Annotated in this window: 11 protein-coding genes; 3 read left to right on the top strand and 8 right to left on the bottom strand. The window is 57.4% G+C overall.

Annotation, left to right across the window (positions count from 1 at the left end; translation table 11 throughout):
• Window positions 1-168: 168 nt before the first annotated feature.
• Complete coding sequence (locus tag BLU63_RS16895; RefSeq protein ID WP_083375834.1) at window positions 169-1,788, top strand: FMN-binding glutamate synthase family protein; 1,620 nt, start codon at window positions 169-171, stop codon at window positions 1,786-1,788.
• Window positions 1,789-1,842: 54 nt separating this feature from the next.
• Here the strand turns inward: BLU63_RS16895 and BLU63_RS16890 are convergent, their stop codons facing one another.
• The 7 genes from BLU63_RS16890 to BLU63_RS16860 all read right to left on the bottom strand — a co-directional run bounded on the left by BLU63_RS16890 (window position 1,843) and on the right by BLU63_RS16860 (window position 9,807).
• Window positions 1,843-3,264, bottom strand: a complete 1,422-nt coding sequence (locus tag BLU63_RS16890) for a glycosyltransferase family 39 protein (protein WP_077749819.1) — start codon at window positions 3,262-3,264, stop codon at window positions 1,843-1,845.
• Window positions 3,254-4,222 (bottom strand): lysylphosphatidylglycerol synthase transmembrane domain-containing protein, encoded by a 969-nt coding sequence (locus BLU63_RS16885; protein ID WP_077749818.1) that lies wholly within the window; start codon window positions 4,220-4,222, stop codon window positions 3,254-3,256. Before BLU63_RS16885 ends, BLU63_RS16890 begins: the two co-directional genes overlap by 11 nt.
• The gene (locus BLU63_RS16880; RefSeq protein ID WP_083375833.1) at window positions 4,219-4,959 is read right to left on the bottom strand and encodes an SDR family oxidoreductase; all 741 of its coding nucleotides are present in this window, start codon (window positions 4,957-4,959) and stop codon (window positions 4,219-4,221) included. The genes BLU63_RS16885 and BLU63_RS16880 overlap by 4 nt, the downstream gene beginning before the upstream one ends.
• On the bottom strand, window positions 4,956-6,272 hold the full coding sequence (locus tag BLU63_RS16875; protein ID WP_077749816.1) for an FAD-binding oxidoreductase: 1,317 nt from the start codon (window positions 6,270-6,272) through the stop codon (window positions 4,956-4,958). The genes BLU63_RS16880 and BLU63_RS16875 overlap by 4 nt, the downstream gene beginning before the upstream one ends.
• A gap of 69 nt (window positions 6,273-6,341) precedes the next feature.
• Window positions 6,342-7,781 (bottom strand): UbiA family prenyltransferase, encoded by a 1,440-nt coding sequence (locus BLU63_RS16870; protein ID WP_083377271.1) that lies wholly within the window; start codon window positions 7,779-7,781, stop codon window positions 6,342-6,344.
• A gap of 26 nt (window positions 7,782-7,807) precedes the next feature.
• Entirely contained in the window at window positions 7,808-8,182 is a 375-nt protein-coding gene (locus BLU63_RS16865) for a GtrA family protein (protein ID WP_083375832.1), read from the bottom strand.
• A 119-nt stretch (window positions 8,183-8,301) separates the two neighbouring features.
• Window positions 8,302-9,807 carry a glucosyltransferase domain-containing protein gene (locus BLU63_RS16860; RefSeq protein ID WP_083375831.1) on the bottom strand — a complete coding sequence of 502 codons (1,506 nt, stop codon included), beginning with the start codon at window positions 9,805-9,807 and terminating at the stop codon, window positions 8,302-8,304.
• 249 nt (window positions 9,808-10,056) lie between these two features.
• Here BLU63_RS16860 and BLU63_RS16855 point away from each other — a divergent pair, with 249 nt between their 5' ends.
• Window positions 10,057-11,184 carry an OpgC family protein gene (locus tag BLU63_RS16855; RefSeq protein ID WP_010457751.1) on the top strand — a complete coding sequence of 376 codons (1,128 nt, stop codon included), beginning with the start codon at window positions 10,057-10,059 and terminating at the stop codon, window positions 11,182-11,184.
• A 111-nt stretch (window positions 11,185-11,295) separates the two neighbouring features.
• On the opposite strand, the gene BLU63_RS16850 is transcribed toward BLU63_RS16855, so the two are convergent.
• On the bottom strand, window positions 11,296-12,717 hold the full coding sequence (locus BLU63_RS16850) for an amino acid permease (RefSeq protein ID WP_010457753.1): 1,422 nt from the start codon (window positions 12,715-12,717) through the stop codon (window positions 11,296-11,298).
• Between the two features lie 615 nt (window positions 12,718-13,332).
• On the opposite strand from BLU63_RS16850, the gene BLU63_RS16840 reads away from it, so the two are divergent.
• The gene (locus BLU63_RS16840) at window positions 13,333-16,449 is read left to right on the top strand and encodes a transglycosylase domain-containing protein (protein ID WP_083375830.1); all 3,117 of its coding nucleotides are present in this window, start codon (window positions 13,333-13,335) and stop codon (window positions 16,447-16,449) included.
• Window positions 16,450-16,575 lie beyond the last annotated feature (126 nt).

Here is a 16,575-nt window from a genome sequence, read left to right as displayed (position 1 = left end):
GGAGTGCTTTTTACTGTGGGAGCGAGCCTGCTCGCGATTGCGGTCTTTCATTCAGCATTGATGTCGACTGAACCACCGTAATCGCGAGCAGGCTCACTCCCACAGGGATCTGTGTGTATCCATGCACCTGCTGCGTTGAAATTATTGAGTCCGAACCAAGGAACCCGTATGAGCCTGTCACTCCTGAGCCGCTACGCCTTCTTTGCTGCCTGTGTGATTTTCACCCTCGCCAGCTTGCCCTTCCTGGAACACGACTGGCTCTGGCCAATCACCGCCGTGACGGGCGTCCTGAGTCTGGTGGGCCTGTTCGATCTGCTGCAAAGCCCTCACGCGGTGCGGCGCAACTACCCGATCCTGGGCAATATTCGCTATCTGGTGGAGGGCATTCGCCCGGAGATCCGCCAGTACCTGCTCGAATCCGACAGCGACGCCCTGCCCTTCTCCCGGGCCCAGCGCTCGCTGGTCTATTCCCGGGCCAAGAATGAAAGCGCTGACAAACCCTTCGGCACGCTGATCGATGTGTACCAATCGGGTTTCGAATTCATCGGCCACTCGATGCGCCCTGCGCCGTTGAGCGATCCGAGCAATTTCCGCGTCATCGTCGGTGGCCCACAGTGCACCCAGCCGTACTCGGCCTCGGTGTTCAACATCTCGGCCATGAGTTTCGGCTCGCTCAGTGCCAACGCCATTCGCGCGTTGAATCAGGGCGCCAAACTCGGCAACTTCGCCCATGACACCGGCGAAGGCAGCATCAGTGCGTATCACCGGGAAAACGGCGGCGACCTGACCTGGGAACTGGGCAGCGGCTACTTCGGCTGTCGCACTGCCGATGGCCGCTTCGACCCGGAACGCTTCGCCGCCCAGGCGCAAACGCCGCAAGTGCGGATGATCGAAATCAAGATGTCGCAAGGGGCCAAACCCGGGCATGGCGGCATCCTGCCCAAGCACAAAGTCACCAAGGAAATCGCCGAAACCCGCGGCATCCTGATGGGCGAAGATTGCATCTCGCCGTCGCGGCACAGTGCGTTTTCCACGCCGATCGAACTGATGCACTTCATCCAGCAGTTGCGTGAATTGTCCGGCGGCAAACCGGTGGGCTTCAAGTTCTGCCTCGGTCACCCGTGGGAATTCATGGGCATCGCCAAGGCCATGCTGGAAACCGGCATCCTTCCGGACTTCATCGTGGTCGACGGCAAAGAAGGCGGCACCGGCGCCGCGCCCGTAGAGTTCACAGACCACATCGGCGTGCCGATGCGCGAAGGCCTGCTGTTCGTGCACAACACGCTGGTGGGCCTGAACCTGCGGGACAAAATCAAACTCGGTGCCAGCGGCAAGATCGTCAGTGCCTTCGACATCGCCAGCGTCCTGGCCATCGGTGCCGACTGGGCCAACTCGGCGCGTGGCTTCATGTTCGCCATCGGCTGCATCCAGTCGCAAAGCTGCCACACCAACAAATGCCCGACCGGCGTCGCCACTCAAGACACCCTGCGCCAGCGTGCGCTGGTGGTTCCGGACAAAGCCCAGCGGGTCTACAACTTCCACCGCAACACACTCAAGGCCCTGGCGGAAATGCTCGCGGCGGCCGGCCTCGATCATCCGTCACAACTGTCGGCCAAGCATCTGGTACGGCGCATGTCGGCGACCGAGATCAAGTTGTTCTCGCAGTTGCATGTGTTCTTGAAGCCGGGGGAATTGCTCACCGGTGAGGTGAATGGCGAGTTTTACTCGCGGATGTGGCAGATGGCGCGGGCGGACAGTTTTGAGCCTAATGAGGTGGTTGCTGCGTAAATCACACGCTGTCAGCCGCGTCGCTAAAGCGGCTGTCAGCTTCTCCCTACTTTTTCATAGACAAGGAGGATTGGACCGAAATTCAAGTATGACCGAATCACCTTTTTTTGTTTCCTTCAGTAAATCAACGCAGTATTCCTTCATAAACCTTTCGCCAGGAAGTTGTACCTCACGCGTTCCGAGAAAATAAAACACGGCCGGACGATCTGGCGACAGCAAGTCGCTTTCCAGCTGCTTGAAACTTCTGACTGTTGTTGACGAGCCTAATAATCTGAAGTACTGATCAAACTCTATAAACTGGCTTGCATAGAGTGGCTCACGGATCTGCTGTTCGATCACATCCTTAACCAGATCACGCATTTGACTGACGGGCTTTAACTGATTTTCAAGCGTAAATATGGGTCTCTCATGGGTATACAACGGCGTCATCGAAAAACATAACACGACAACTCCAACTGCCACCTGAGCCCATTGATCTTTAAAAAGACTGATGGCAAACGCGAGCACTATCAATAGCGCCGGCAGCAAGATTATCAAGCTTCGCATGGTCAAAACAGGTTGAACATAAAGGGAACGCACATAAGGAATGACGGTACACGTCACGAGCCAGAAAATAATTAGTCGAAGTACTTCACGGTGTCGTTCTGCCTTCATCAGGCACACACTGCCTATCATTAACAGCGCGGCACACATCACAGACAAAGGTAAACTTCCAAAATACAGGTTGAAGAGATCGATAAAAAACCGGTTATTGGGTGGTGGGACCCAAAATCCCTGACGGTGAAAATTTAAATAAACATACGAAACATGCGGTGCGATGCTCAGCAATATAAACAAACCTGCCAAGCCAAAGCGATACAAAAGCCTTTTATCGAATGACGTCTCAACCCATCTTGACAACACCAATAACGCTTGGGCGGTCACCACCAAAAATCCGAAATAGTGCGTATTGACAAGCAGTGCCGCCGATAGCGCATAAATAGCGACGTGACGTCCATCAAGGCCTCCAATCGCCTTGATGAAAGTGACGAACGAAACTGTGGTCAATAAAGCCAACAATTCGTAAGAGCGTGTCTCTTGAGAATACGTAATCAAATAGAAATTAACTGCCACAAGCCAGGCAGCAATCAACCCTACTCGACAATTGAACATTTGCCTTCCAAGAAGGAATGCAACCGGGATCAACAGGATCCCGAAAATAACCGACAGGTACCTTCCAACCATCTCGCCAAAACCAAACAACTTGTAAAAAAACCATAAAAACAACTGATAAAAAGGTGGATGCACGTCCACCAGTGATCGTTGATAGACCTCAAGAAAACTGTTATCGGGATGACTGGTGGCAACACTGAAAACCTCATCAAGCCACAGAGCATCAACCGTAATATTACGCAATCGTAAGTAACCACCAAAAATAATGGCCACTACCAAAATCATGTAAACCGTCAAACTTTCCCTGTTCAATCTAAGCTTCATCCGATAGGCGCCTATTGTTATTGTTGATATTGATTAACACCACACTCCCCAACCCCACCGCAAACCACAACGTCGCCAACCGCAGCAAAACAGTCGCCGCAATCGCATCAGCCACCGCGACATCACTGGACACCAACAACGTCACCATCACCGCTTCGGCACTGCCAAGCCCGCCCGGCATAAAACTCAAGGCGCCAGCCAGCATCGAAACCGCATAAACGAACATCGCGAACGTCAGCGGAACATCGACGCCCATCGCATTCAATATCCAGTAAAACGCCAGCGCTTCGAGGCTCCAGGCCGACAGGCTCAACACCACTGTGCCAATCAAACGCTGAGGGCTGTGGCAACGTTGGGATTGGCGCAGCACGTAAATAACGTTGTGCAACAGCCGAAACATCCATCCGCGTCCCCGGGAAATACGCCGTTCAACAGCGTCAATCAGTTGTTGTCGAGAGACGAGCAACAAACCGCAGGTCACCATCACCAGACAGGCGACAATCATCGAAAGCCACTCGGGATAGCGGCTAAGACCCAGCAAGGCCAATAACACCATGGCCATCAGGTCCGAAAGACGCTCACTGACAAACGCGGCGAAACTGCTGCCGTAAGGAACGTCCCAGCGCTTGAGCAACACCCCGCGCAGAGCTTCGCCGGCTTTGCCCGGTGTGGTCGTCAAGGCAAACCCCGCGAGGTAGATTTTCAGGCCAGGTCGCCACGGCAAAGGATGCCCCAGAGCATTCAGGTAAACCTGCCAACGCAAGAAGCGCAGGCCATAGCTGATCAGGATGAGTGCGGCAATCTGCGCCCCACCGAGCCACCCGACTCGGCTCACGGCACCGCCCACCGCCTGCCATCCGCCCCAAAGGGAAATGCCCAGGTAAGCCAGTGCCGAAAAGGCCACCGAACCGATCAAGACCCGATAGCGCCACCCGGAGAGGAACAGCACCTGGCTCACAGGTTCAACCTCTTAAACAATGGCTGTGGCAATCGGCAAATCAGCCACATGACCCAGGCCCAGAACCCCGGCACATACAGAACCGACACCCGACGCTCGATGCCCCCGACAATGCGCTGTGCGACCACCTCTGGTTGCGCAACCAGCAATGTCGGCAACGCCAGCCCCTGGGTCATCGGTGTATCGACAAAGCCGGGCTTGATGGTCATCACGTGCACACCCAACTTGAACATCTGTGCACGCAAGCCTTCGCAAAAGGTCGAGACGGCCGCCTTGGCTGAACCATACAAGTAGTTGGAAGGACGCCCTCGATCACCCGCGACGGAAGAAATAACTGCCAGAGTACCGCTGCGCTGAACGGCCATTTGCCTGGCCAACACCGTCAATAGCGCAATCACCGAAGTGCCGTTGTTGGCAAACTCCGTCAGTGCCAGTTCGACGTTTTGTTCGCAAGCGGATTGATCCGGCAAGGTACCGTGAGCGATCAGGCAGATGTCGATCGATTGCAAGGCATCCAGACAGCATTCCAGCATGACGGCATGCGCGGCAGTGTCGGTGGCGTCCAACAAATAGGACGTCACCCCCCTCGCGCCTCGAGTCAACAGGTCGGCGCTGGTATGCTGCAGTTTTTGCGGATCGCGCGCGACCAGAAAAAACTCGCCGTGGTCTGCCGCCCAAAGTCGCGCGCAAGCGGTCGCGATGGCTGAAGTAGCCCCCACAATCAGTATTTTTTTCATCGGGTGACTCGCTCCCAAAAGCGAGAAATGAGGGCTGGATCGCGCATCGTCTCCAACTGCTCCCAAGCCGGATAGGCCCGGCGAAAATCGCTGCCGCTCATGTGCGCATCCTTGGCCGGATAGAGCCGGCCACCCGCCTCCCGAACGATGGCATCAAGACGAGGCAGCAGTGTGTTCGTCAGCACGCTGTTCTGTGGAAAATCCAGCGCCAGCGACGTCCCCGGCATCGGAAATGAAAGCAGCCCCGGCGAAACAAAATCGCCACAGCGCTTGAGTACCGCGAGAAAAGATCCCGTGCCGCTGGCGGCAATGGATTTGAGCAACTGAGCCAAGGCGACTTCGGCAACTGATTCAGGCAATACGCACTGAAACTGCTGAAAACCTTTGCGCCCGTAGACTCGATTCCAGCGCTCGATACGATCCAGCGGATAGAAAAACGAACTATACGGAGTGGTTTGGCGTTCTCGCCCCGCCGGCTGCAGATGCCAATAACTGCGATTGAAGATATTCAGAGAAAGCGGGTTGACCAGGGACAATGGCGGCCTGATCGGGATTCGCAACGAGCGGGACGACTCGACTTGGAGCGGCCCCTGTTCGCTATGCGTGCCAACGGTAAAGACACCACGCCCTTGTTCGCGTCCCTTTGCCAGGCAATCGATCCAGGCCACGCTGTACTCGTGCACAGGATCCAGTTCAGCGGACAGCGCGAAAAACTCGCCCAAATGATCAAACCGCATCCGAATCGTATCGATAAGACTGGATTCGATTTTGCGCAGACGGATGCTCACCCAACTGATGATGCCCGTCAGGCCCAATCCGCCGATCGTGGCGGCAAACCACTGCGGGTTTTCCACGGGTGAGCACACCATGGGCGGTTGCGCGGAACGATGCAGGCCAAAGCTCAGCACCGAGGAGGCAAACGTTCCGCGCCTGTGATGATTCTTGCCATGAACGTCATTGGCCAGAGCGCCTCCGAGCGTGACATGGCGCGTCCCCGGCGTGACGTCCAGAAACCACCCACGGGGGATCGACAGTTGCAAAATTTCACCGAGCGTGACCCCCGCTTCGGCACAAATCTCTCCTGTTTGCCAGTCCGCTTCGACAAAACGGTTCAAGGAGCGCAGGTGCAGCACGTGATCGCTGCTGGCCAGGCAGCTGTCACCGTAACTGCGACCATTACCAAACGGCAACGTCGTGCCGTAGGTATCGTTCAACCGTTGCAGGTGTTGTTCCAGATCACTTCGCCATGCGCATGAATGGCCTGTTTGCGGTGCCGAAGGGTAATGCCCCCACGAGGTCAATTGATCATTCATCGTTCGAACCGGCATCGGTAAAAATGGAAACCGCCGCCGAGCAAGCGCGCATACGCCCAAAGCAGCGCTTCATGCCGCTAACCAGAAAATCAGGCCAAACATCGCGCCCATCGCCAGACTCAGGCGATCCCTAAGCGCAAAGATCACAGGGTCGTCGTTCATCCTGCCGCGATGAGTCAGCATCCAGATACGGGTGATCCAGAACAGCAACAATGGACAGGCGAACCAGATCATCCGCGGAAAGGCATAGAGCGCGATTGTGGCGTTGTCATGGATGTACAACGCAAGAACCATCACCGACAGGTATCCCGACGCGGCCCCTAATGAGGAAAGCATCGCCAGGTCGGCAGGATAGTAATCACGGCCACCGGTTTTCCCGGTAATGCCATTACGCAGTGCCGCCTGGAGTTCGGCATAACGCTTGACCAGTGCCAGGCTCAAAAACATGAACATCGAAAACGCCAGCATCCAGACCGTCAGCTCCAGTTCGAGCGCCGCACCGCCGGCAATGATCCGCAGGGTATAAAGCAAGGCCAGAGCAATCACATCCAACGCCATGATCCGTTTCAACACCAGCGAATAGATCAGCGTCAACACGTAGTAAGTGGCCAGTACGGCGGCAAACTGCCGGGGCAGCCACCACCAGGCGCCAGCAAAAGAGATAAACAATAAACAGGGGAATGCGGCCAGGCCGGACTTGATCGACAACCGTCCACTGGCAAAGGGTCGATTGCGTTTGCTCGGATGTCTTCGATCATCCTCCAGGTCCAGCAGGTCATTCAGAACATACACCCCGGAGGCGCATAACCCGAAAAATACGAAAGCCAACAAACTGTGCAAGAGCAGGAGCGGATTGCTGATCTGATGCGCGGCCAGCAGCGGTACAAATATCAGGGCATTTTTCGCCCATTGATGAATGCGAATCGCCTTGTACCAATCCCTGAAATTCGTCGCGCCTGAACGAACCACTTCAACGACGTTGTCCAGACTCTCGATGGCCAGCCCGACGCCTGGCAGAGGATTGACGACATAGGCCCGTTCTGCCGAACGCCATATCGGCAGATCATCAAGAGCATTGCCAACGTAATCAAAACCGCTCTCACCGTACAACGCGACCAGCAAATCACGCTTGTGCGTGCCCGATAGATTGCACTCCAGGCTCGTAGCCAGGACGTCATCAAACACCTTCAAGTGCTCGGCGATACGCATCGCCAGTAAATGATGACTGGCTGTGGCCAACACAATTATCCGCCCTTGCTTGCGCTGCTCCTCGATCATGGCCAGCACTTCAGGATCGAAGGGCAGCAAGGTGACGTCGATATCCGTCGCCTCGGCCAACTGTTCTTTCAAAAACGCTTTGCCGCGACATAGCCAAACCAGAGGTTTCAAGCAGTGCCAGGGATTGCTACGAACAAAAGCCATGGCGCTTTCGAACAGAAGATCGGACCTTAGGAGTGTTCCATCCAGATCGACAACAAACGGTCGGGGCGGCACGGTGAGTCGATTCATTGGGTGCGCCGCGCGCTGAAAACCGTTCACGCTTCGCGCTCGCCATACAGGACAAATCTCGAAAAAAAGAGCCCGCAGATCAGACTCAACAGCGAGAACGACCCTACGGTCACCAGCCCGTGGATTTTCCAGACATCAGCGTAATGTCCGACGACGAAACTCATGCCCCCCATGAAAAACACATACAGCAGATAACGAAGTACCGACGCCCCGGCCTCAAACGTGTAGAGCGCATGCACATAGAATGAGAACGTCGCGGCCACACAAAACGCCGAAAAATTACTGGCAGCCTGACTCAGATCGGCCGCGATGGTGAGTACGTAAAATATCTGCCAATGGATCAACGTATTGGCTACGCCAACAACCGCATACGTGGAGAACTCTTTCCATAAGGCTTTCATGTTCGGTCCTTGAACTGTCGTTGTTTCAGGTGCGGTTCAAACCTAAAGTCGAGTACGGGTGCGCGTCTACTGTAAGAACTAACAGGTAGCGCGGCATTCCAGACCAATGGTCACGGGGTTCACCACTGGAGAGAGCGGACCCGGGCGGGTTCTTTCATGACAATAAAGCCGTAGTCCCCCAGCAGATAAATCCGATAAAACAGACTGTCCACCAGCGGTGGATACCCCTGATAACCCACCAGCGTCGCGTTACGCCGTTCCTTTTCCCTGACCACATTAGTGATACCTGTTTTCGGCAGATTTTCCGCGAGCATGTAGAAATCGATGTTCAACAAGTAATGCAAAACCGGCATCTGCTTGAACGACCCGGCGGCCCCCACCAGCCAGTGATCGGAGTACGTCACCGACATATAAATGCGCTTGGCTTCGCGCAACGCCGGGCGCGAAGCAATGTCGGCACTCAAGGCGTACAGCGCATTCGTCGCGAAGGTTTTTTGTAACGTCAGCCCCCGTCCATACGCGAAGGAAAGCGAAAGCATCGCCAACAATGGAACCAGCAACAGCAGCGGCAGCTTTCCGTGCACCGACGCCAGCGCCAGATGGCTCAGGTAGAACAGCAATACGAGCACGACAGCAAAGCCCATCAAGGTGCGGGCGCCTTCATTGAAGTCGCGGAAAAACAATGAGACGCCCGGCACCAGCACCATCAGGACGGGCAAGATCAACAGGCACAGCAGGCCGATCACGGTTTTGTTCAGCCCAGTACCGGCACGCTCCAGCACGCGCTGTCCCACGCGCACGGCACCGAACAGGGCGCACAGCAACAGCGCGGCGAATACCCAGGCAAAGCCGCCATGGAACAGCAGCACGATTTTTTCCAGCACCCAGCCCGCGCTGGTTTCTATTTGCTGCAACGGCGCCGCTGCCCCGTTCAACAATGAGGTGCGCTTCTGAGTCATGAAGGAAAAGGCGGTGGCGTAATAGATCAACCCTGCCAGACCCACCTGTACAACTTTGCAGCCGATCAATCGCCACCAAGCAGGCCATGCCAATGGGTCGTCCGTGCGCCGCAGCAACTCCATACAACACAGACCGAGAAACACATTAAAGCTGACCTGATAAAGCCCGATGGCCAAGGCGATCAGCGCGGCCGGTATCAGCAGGTGCTGAACGCGAGAAGGGCTTTGGAAGGTAATCGCGTAGATCACCGCCACCAGGCTGAGCGCCATGCTCGGTCCGTCGTATTGGTACGACAGGTTTTGCAGGAAGAACGGGTTGTACCAAAGCGGCAGCACCACCAGGCAATGGGCGAACGTCGGTTCGGGGAAATAGTGAAACGTCAGCCGGGTCAGGGCCCAGCTCATCGCCAGCGTGGCGATCAACAGCGGCAGCGGGAAGATGTTCGGCGCGGCGCCGCTGAAGGTCAGCAGGTTGTAGAACCACTGCGCGAACAGCCGGCCGTCCTCCGCCCAGCCGGTACCCGCGGCCAGGGCACGCCAGTTGTCATCGATGTAGGGATAATCCGCGAGGATCAGCGGCAGGATGTACACCAGCGTCGCGAAAAGAAACAACAACCAGACTTGGCGGCCGGTGAGTTCTTTGTCGAGCCATTCGCTGATCTGCATGCCGGCGCCTCAAGGGAATTCCGCCTTCAATCAATAAAGCTTTGAACCTCGACGGTCGTCAGAGATCGCCGACCTGCGTGTCTTTTAGACAGGCGGTTGTCGCCTCGGCAGTGCACAGAGACACTCCGTAATATCCGCACTTTGCAATTGCCGCCGAATCCCTGCACCCTGCGCGCCGCCAATGTACAGCGCGCAACCTTTTGTGTCGCCGGCGCTCCTACTTCAACCCCCGTTCCAGAGCCCGCAGCCATGACGACTGAACGCGATCACCGGATCGACTTTTTCCGAGGCCTGGCGCTGATCTTCATTTTCTGGGATCACGTGCCCCACAACCCGCTGGGTCAAATCACTCTGCGTAACGTCGGCTTCAGCGATGCCGCCGAAGTCTTCGTATTTCTCGCCGGTTACGCGGCGGTCCTGGCCTACGGCAAGATCCTGGCCCGCGACGGTTACCTGATTGCCTGCGTGAAAATCCTGCGCCGCGCCTGGGTGCTGTATGTGGTGCATATTTTCCTGCTGGCGATGCTGATGGGCATCGTGTTCTTCGCCAACAGCCATGTGGAGACCCGAGATCTGGTGGAGGAGATGGGCATGCACCACTTCATCAGCAATCCGCAGCAAGCCTTGATCGATGAGTTGCTGTTGCGCTTCAAACCGAACCTGATGGACCCATTGCCGCTCTACATCGTGCTACTGGCCGGTTTGCCGCTGGTGCTGCCGATATTTGTGCGCAAACCATGGGTGGTGGTGGCGATGTCGTTTGCGGTGTACCTGACGGTGCCGTTGTTCGGCTGGAATCTGGCGGCCATCAAGGACGGCGTGTGGTACTTCAACCCCGTCGCCTGGCAGCTGTTGTTCGTACTCGGCGGTGCCGCTGCGATTCACACGCAGCGCCCACGCTTGCCCGACAGGCGCCCGTTGCTGCGCCAGCCATTGTTTGTGAGTGCGGCGTTATACGCAGGCGTCGCCGGTGTACTGACCGTATTGTGGCGGTGGCCGCAACTGCATGATGCGATGGTACCGACCAGCCTGAGCAATCTGTTGTACCCGATCAGCAAGACCGACCTGTCGCCGGTGCGACTGCTGCACTTCCTGGCGCTGGCGTATGTCACGGCGAAACTGTTGCCGGACACTGGCTGGACGCAGAACTGGCTGGCCCGGCAATGCAGTCGCATGGGCCGTTATTCGCTGGAAGTGTTCTGCCTCGGGGTGCTGCTCGCGCCGCTGGCAGACATGATCAATGCCCTGACCGACGATGCGTTTGCCATGCAAATCTTCACCGCGCTGGTGGGTGCAGGATTGATGGGGTTGTTGGGGGTTTGGCTGGATTTCAACAAGCGCCTGACCGCACCGATTCAACCGGTCGCCGTCCATTAAGAAACTCCGCGCCTTTGTGGCGAGCCAGCTCGCTCGCCACCGGAGATTTCGTCAGCCAATAAAAAGGCCCCGGCCAATGGACCGGGGCTTTTGCGTTTCAGGCGTTACGACTTACGCAGCCGAACGCACCGCACCTTGCGACACATTGGTCGGTTGCAGCTTGAACACGTAGAACAACACCGTCAGCAGCACCAGGAACGCCGGGCCGACGTACAGCGCCACGCGGGTTTCCGGGAAGTAAGCCATCAGGCCGACCACCAACACCAGGAACGCCAGCGCCAGGTACGAGCTGACCGGGTACAGCCACATCTTGTATTTCAGACCGGCACGTTCGCTGGCACTCAGGCCTTTGCGGAACTTGAGCTGGGCCAGCAGGATCATCACCCAGGTCCAGATCGCGCCGAAAGTGGCAATCGCCGTCACCCAGACGAAGACTTTTTCCGGGACCATGTAGTTGAGCAGCACGCCCAGCAACAGCACGAAGATCGACAACAGCAACGCGCGACGGGGCACGCCGTTGCTCGATGTGGTGGCAAAACCGGCCGGGGCCTGGCCATTCTGCGCCAGGCTGTAAAGCATGCGCCCGGTGCTGAAGATGCCACCATTGCAGGACGACAGCGCCGCGGTGATCACCACGAAGTTGATGATGCCGGCCGCGGTCTTGATCCCCAGGCGTTCGAACGTCATCACGAACGGACTGCCCTGCGTGCCGATTTCGTTCCACGGGTAGATCGACAGGATCACGAACAACGCGCCGACGTAGAACAGCAGAATCCGCCAGAACACCGAGCCGATCGCGTTGGGAATGGTCTTCTGCGGGTTCTTCGCTTCACCGGCGGTCAGGCCGATCATCTCGACACCGAGGTAGGCGAACATCACCATCTGCAGCGACATCAATACGCCTTGCACGCCGTTGGGCATGAAGCCGCCGTGGGCCCAGAGATTGGAAATCCCCAGCGCCACGCCGTCATTGCCGAAACCGAACGCGATCACGCCGATACCGCCGATCACCATCGCAATGATGGTGACGATCTTGATCAGGGCGAACCAGAACTCGAATTCACCGAAGGCTTTCACCGCGATCAGGTTGATCGAACCCATGCTGATCAACGCGGCGAGTGCCCAGATCCAGCGCGGCACATCGGGGAACCAGACGCCCATGTACACCGCCACGGCGGTGATTTCCGCGACACAGGTTACCAGCCACAGGAACCAGTAATTCCAGCCTGTCAGGAAGCCCGCCAAGGGGCCGAGGTAGTCTTGAGCGTAACGGCTGAAGGAGCCGGCGACCGGGTTATGCACGGCCATCTCACCGAGGGCGCGCATGATCACCAGGATCGCCAGACCGCCGATGATGTAGGACAGCATGATGGCGGGGCCGGCCATTTCGATGGCCTTGGCCGAACCGAGGAACAGACCGACGCCGATACACGCTCCGAGCGCCATCAAGCGGATATGCCGTTCGCCGAGTTCGCGTTTAAGCGGGCCGCCCTGAGCGGTCTCGCCATGGGGCAGATGATTGCCGACTGGCATAGGGGTACAACCTCGTCTTGTTATTGGATATGACCACCGAGTAACAAAGCGCTGACCGGTAAGCCATTGCTTCTGAGAAACCGGGCCTGCTTCGTGAGCAAACCCGTCTTGCAGGACAACACCGGCAAGATCAGCGGGGCGTGCAGTATAAAAAGCTTCGTACAGGGTTTTTCACTCTATAAACCACAACATTCAGCCAGAACTCTCGGGAAAAGCCCGGTTAACGGAGGGGCATTACCTGACTTTTGTAGGATCTTTCACCAACTGAAACGCCGCCGAGTATTGCACAGCATTGGTGCATCGTCATGCCCCTGGCCGGGCCTTATTTGCTATTCGACGTGTCTAGGAAGGGCATTTCAGGCAGGCACTAGCCTGTGGAGAGGGAGCTTGCTCCCGCTCGGCTGCGCAGCAGTCGCAAAACCTGTGATCGCGGTTCTGCTGAAAGACCGAGATGGCAAATTCGGGTCTGCTTCGCAGCCCAGCGGGAGCAAGCTCCCTCGCCACAGGGAATGGGGAATATTTGAGATCTGTGCGTCCACAATTTCTTCACCATCGCCAACCACCGACTAAGCTTCAGACAAGTCAGATCAATCTGCGTGAATGGATCAGTCGACTATGGGCGCGTTATGGCAAACCGATACGAGTAAAACTGTGGTCCCGACTGAACGTGTGGATGAAGCGCCTATTCCTGAAAAACCCCCTGGCAGTCGCACAAAGCATGGCTGGGGGGCGTTTTGGTTGTTGCTGGTTATTATCCTGATTGTCCTGGGGCTTGCCGCTGCCAAGGAAATGCGTACCTCGAAGTTTCAATCCCGCGAGGTCAGCAAATTCGCCGCCTCCCTGAGTTACGAAATGAAACCCGGCCCCAGCGACGCTATTCGTTATCCAGGCGCAGGCCCTTTCGACTTGCGTCTGGGCTACAGCTCGCTGGGTGAGTTTCTGCCGCGATTGCTCAAGCGTGACTACGTCATTGCGTCGCAAACCCGCTTCTCTGAAAAGCTGATGAACTACACCGACAAGGGCTTTTTCGTGCCTTACGCGGAGAAAATACAGGCTGGACTGTCGATCACCGATTGCCGTGCGGCGCCGCTGTACCAGTACAAATACCCCCAACAACTGTATTCAAGCTTTGAGTCGATTCCGCCCGTGGTGGTCAGCAGCCTGCTGTTTATTGAAAACCGCTTTTTGCTCGATCCTCGTCAGCCCCTGGCCAACCCCGCCGTGGACTGGCCACGGTTCGGCATGGCGATCTGGTCCCAGGTTGCCAAGCTGCTGCATATACCAGGGCAGTCGGCGGGCGGCAGTACGCTGGCGACGCAACTGGAGAAATACCGGCACTCGCCCGATGGCCTGACGGTGTCAGGCGCGGAAAAGATCCGACAGATGATTTCCGCCACCGTGCGTGCTTATCAAGCGGGGCCGGAAACCTTGCAGGTCCGGCAAAATGTGGTGCGCGATTACCTCAATAGCGTGCCGCTGTCGGCGGTACCGGGACACGGTGAAGTGCATGGCATGGCCGAAGGGTTGCGCGTCTGGTACGGCGCCGACTTCAACAAGGCCAACGAACGGCTGGCCAGCACCGACACGGACCCCAAGAGCATGGCCGAAAAAGGCCTGGCGCTGCGTGAAATGCTCTCGCTGATGATCGCCCAGCGCCGCCCTTCTCATTACCTGACCAAGGGTCATGATGAACTGGCCGACCTCACCGACAGCCACATCCGCCTGCTGGCGGCGAATGGCGTGATCGACGCACCCTTCGCCGCCGCCGCCCTGGCCAGCCAGGTGACCTACCGCGACTGGCAGACCCAGCCGACCATCCAGCCGATTGAAACCAACAAAGGCATCAGCGTGGCGCGCAGCCGTCTGGGCGGGTTGCTCAATCGTCCGCTGTACGATCTCGACCGCCTCGACCTTTCCGCCACCAGCACCCTGCAAGGTGAATTGCAAAGCCAGGCTACCGAGTATCTCAAGCGCCTGGCCGACCCGGCGTTCGCCACACAAATCGGACTGATGGGCGAACGCTTGCTCACCCCCACCAGCACCACTCAGGTGCGCTACAGCTTCACATTGTTTGAGCTGACACCGGACGGCGCGCGTGTGCGGGTACAGACCGACAGCACCGACCAGCCGTTCGACATCAATGAAGGCAGCAAGCTGGAACTGGGCTCTACCGCGAAAATGCGTGTGCTCACCACCTACCTGCAAATCATGGCCGAGCTGCACGATAAATATGCCGAAATGACCGTCCCGGAACTGAAGAAAGTCGACATCCCGGATCAGGATCGCCTGAGTCGCTGGGCCATCGACTACCTGATTGAGAACAAGGACCGCAACCTGCCGGCCATGCTCGGTGCCGCGCTGGATCGTAAATATTCGGCCAGCCCCGGCGAAGCGTTTTTCACCGGCGGCGGGCTGCACACCTTCGTCAACTTCCGCAAGGAAGACAACGGTCGCATTCCGACCCTGCGTGATGCGTTGCGTGAGTCGATCAACCTGCCGTTCATTCGCCTGATGCGTGACCTGGTGCGCTACACCACGTACTCCGGCCCCAACAACAGCGCCGAATTGCTCAAGGACGATCGCGACCCGCGGCGTCAGGAATACCTGGCCAGTTTCGCCGACCGCGAAGGGACTTCGTTCCTGCTCAAGTTCTGGAAGAAATACAAAAACAAGGACACCCAGGCGCGGCTCGACACCTTCCTGGACAGCATGCGTCCGACGCCGATTCGTCTGGCGGCGGTGCACCGCTATTTGCTGCCCCAGGCCAGCCAGGAAAGCTTCAATGCCTTCGTGCGCGCGCACCTCAAAGGCGCCAAGCTCACCGAAAAACTCACCGACGAACGCCTGCAACGGCTCTACGAAAATTACAGCCCCGGCGCCTACGACTTGCCGGATCAGGGTTTCATCGCCAAGGTTCACCCGCTGGACCTGTGGCTCATGGGCTACCTGCTGAACAACCCGGATGCCAAGTGGAGCCAGATCGTCAAAGCCAGCCAGTTCGAGCGTCAGGAAGTCTACAGTTGGCTGTTCAAGAGTCGTCACAAGGGCGCCCGCGACAGCCGTATTCGCACCATGCTGGAAATCGAAGCGTTCCTGGACATTCATCAGCGCTGGCAGAAAGTCGGTTACCCGTTCGATCACCTGGTACCGTCGCTGGCCACCGCCATCGGCAGTTCCGGCGATCGCCCGGCCGCCTTGGGCGAGTTGATCGGCACCATCCTCAACGATGGTGTGCGCATGCCGACATTGCGCATCGACACCCTGCACTTCGCGGCGAACACCCCGTATGAAACCAAACTGATCAATGACCCAGACGCCGGCAAACGAGTGATGCCGTCCGAAGTGGCCACGGCCATGCGTGAGGCGTTGTCGCAGGTTGTGGATGCCGGTACGGCCAAACGGGTGTCCGGCAGTTTCATCACCCCCGATGGCAAACCCCTGGCGATGGGCGGCAAGACCGGGACCGGGGACAACCGCATCGAAGCCATTGGTTCCGGCGGGCGGATCCTGAGTTCGAAGTCGATCAACCGCACCGCCACTTTCGTGTTCTATATCGGTGACAGCCACTTCGGTACGTTGACCGCCTTCGTGCCCGGGCGCACCGCCGAGGCCTTCAAGTTCACCTCGGCGCTGCCCGTGCAAGTGCTCAAAGGCATGGCACCGATTCTCACGCCCTATCTGCAACCGGGTGCGCATACACAATGCCTGCCGGTGGAGGTCGCACGGCGCTGAAAAAAGGCGGTAATTACCTATTTTCGGCATTGGTAATTCCAATGTTTATGGGCGGCTGACACTGATTAAGCAGCGGTAATTCAGGCTTTTACTTTGAGCCTCGGGCGTTAGGCTGGTCATTCCACT

This window comes from Pseudomonas mandelii (assembly GCF_900106065.1).
GTDB classification, from domain to species: Bacteria; Pseudomonadota; Gammaproteobacteria; order Pseudomonadales; family Pseudomonadaceae; genus Aquipseudomonas; species Aquipseudomonas mandelii.
Note: the sequence above shows the minus strand (reverse complement) of the source record. Positions and strands in the feature narration are given on the sequence as shown.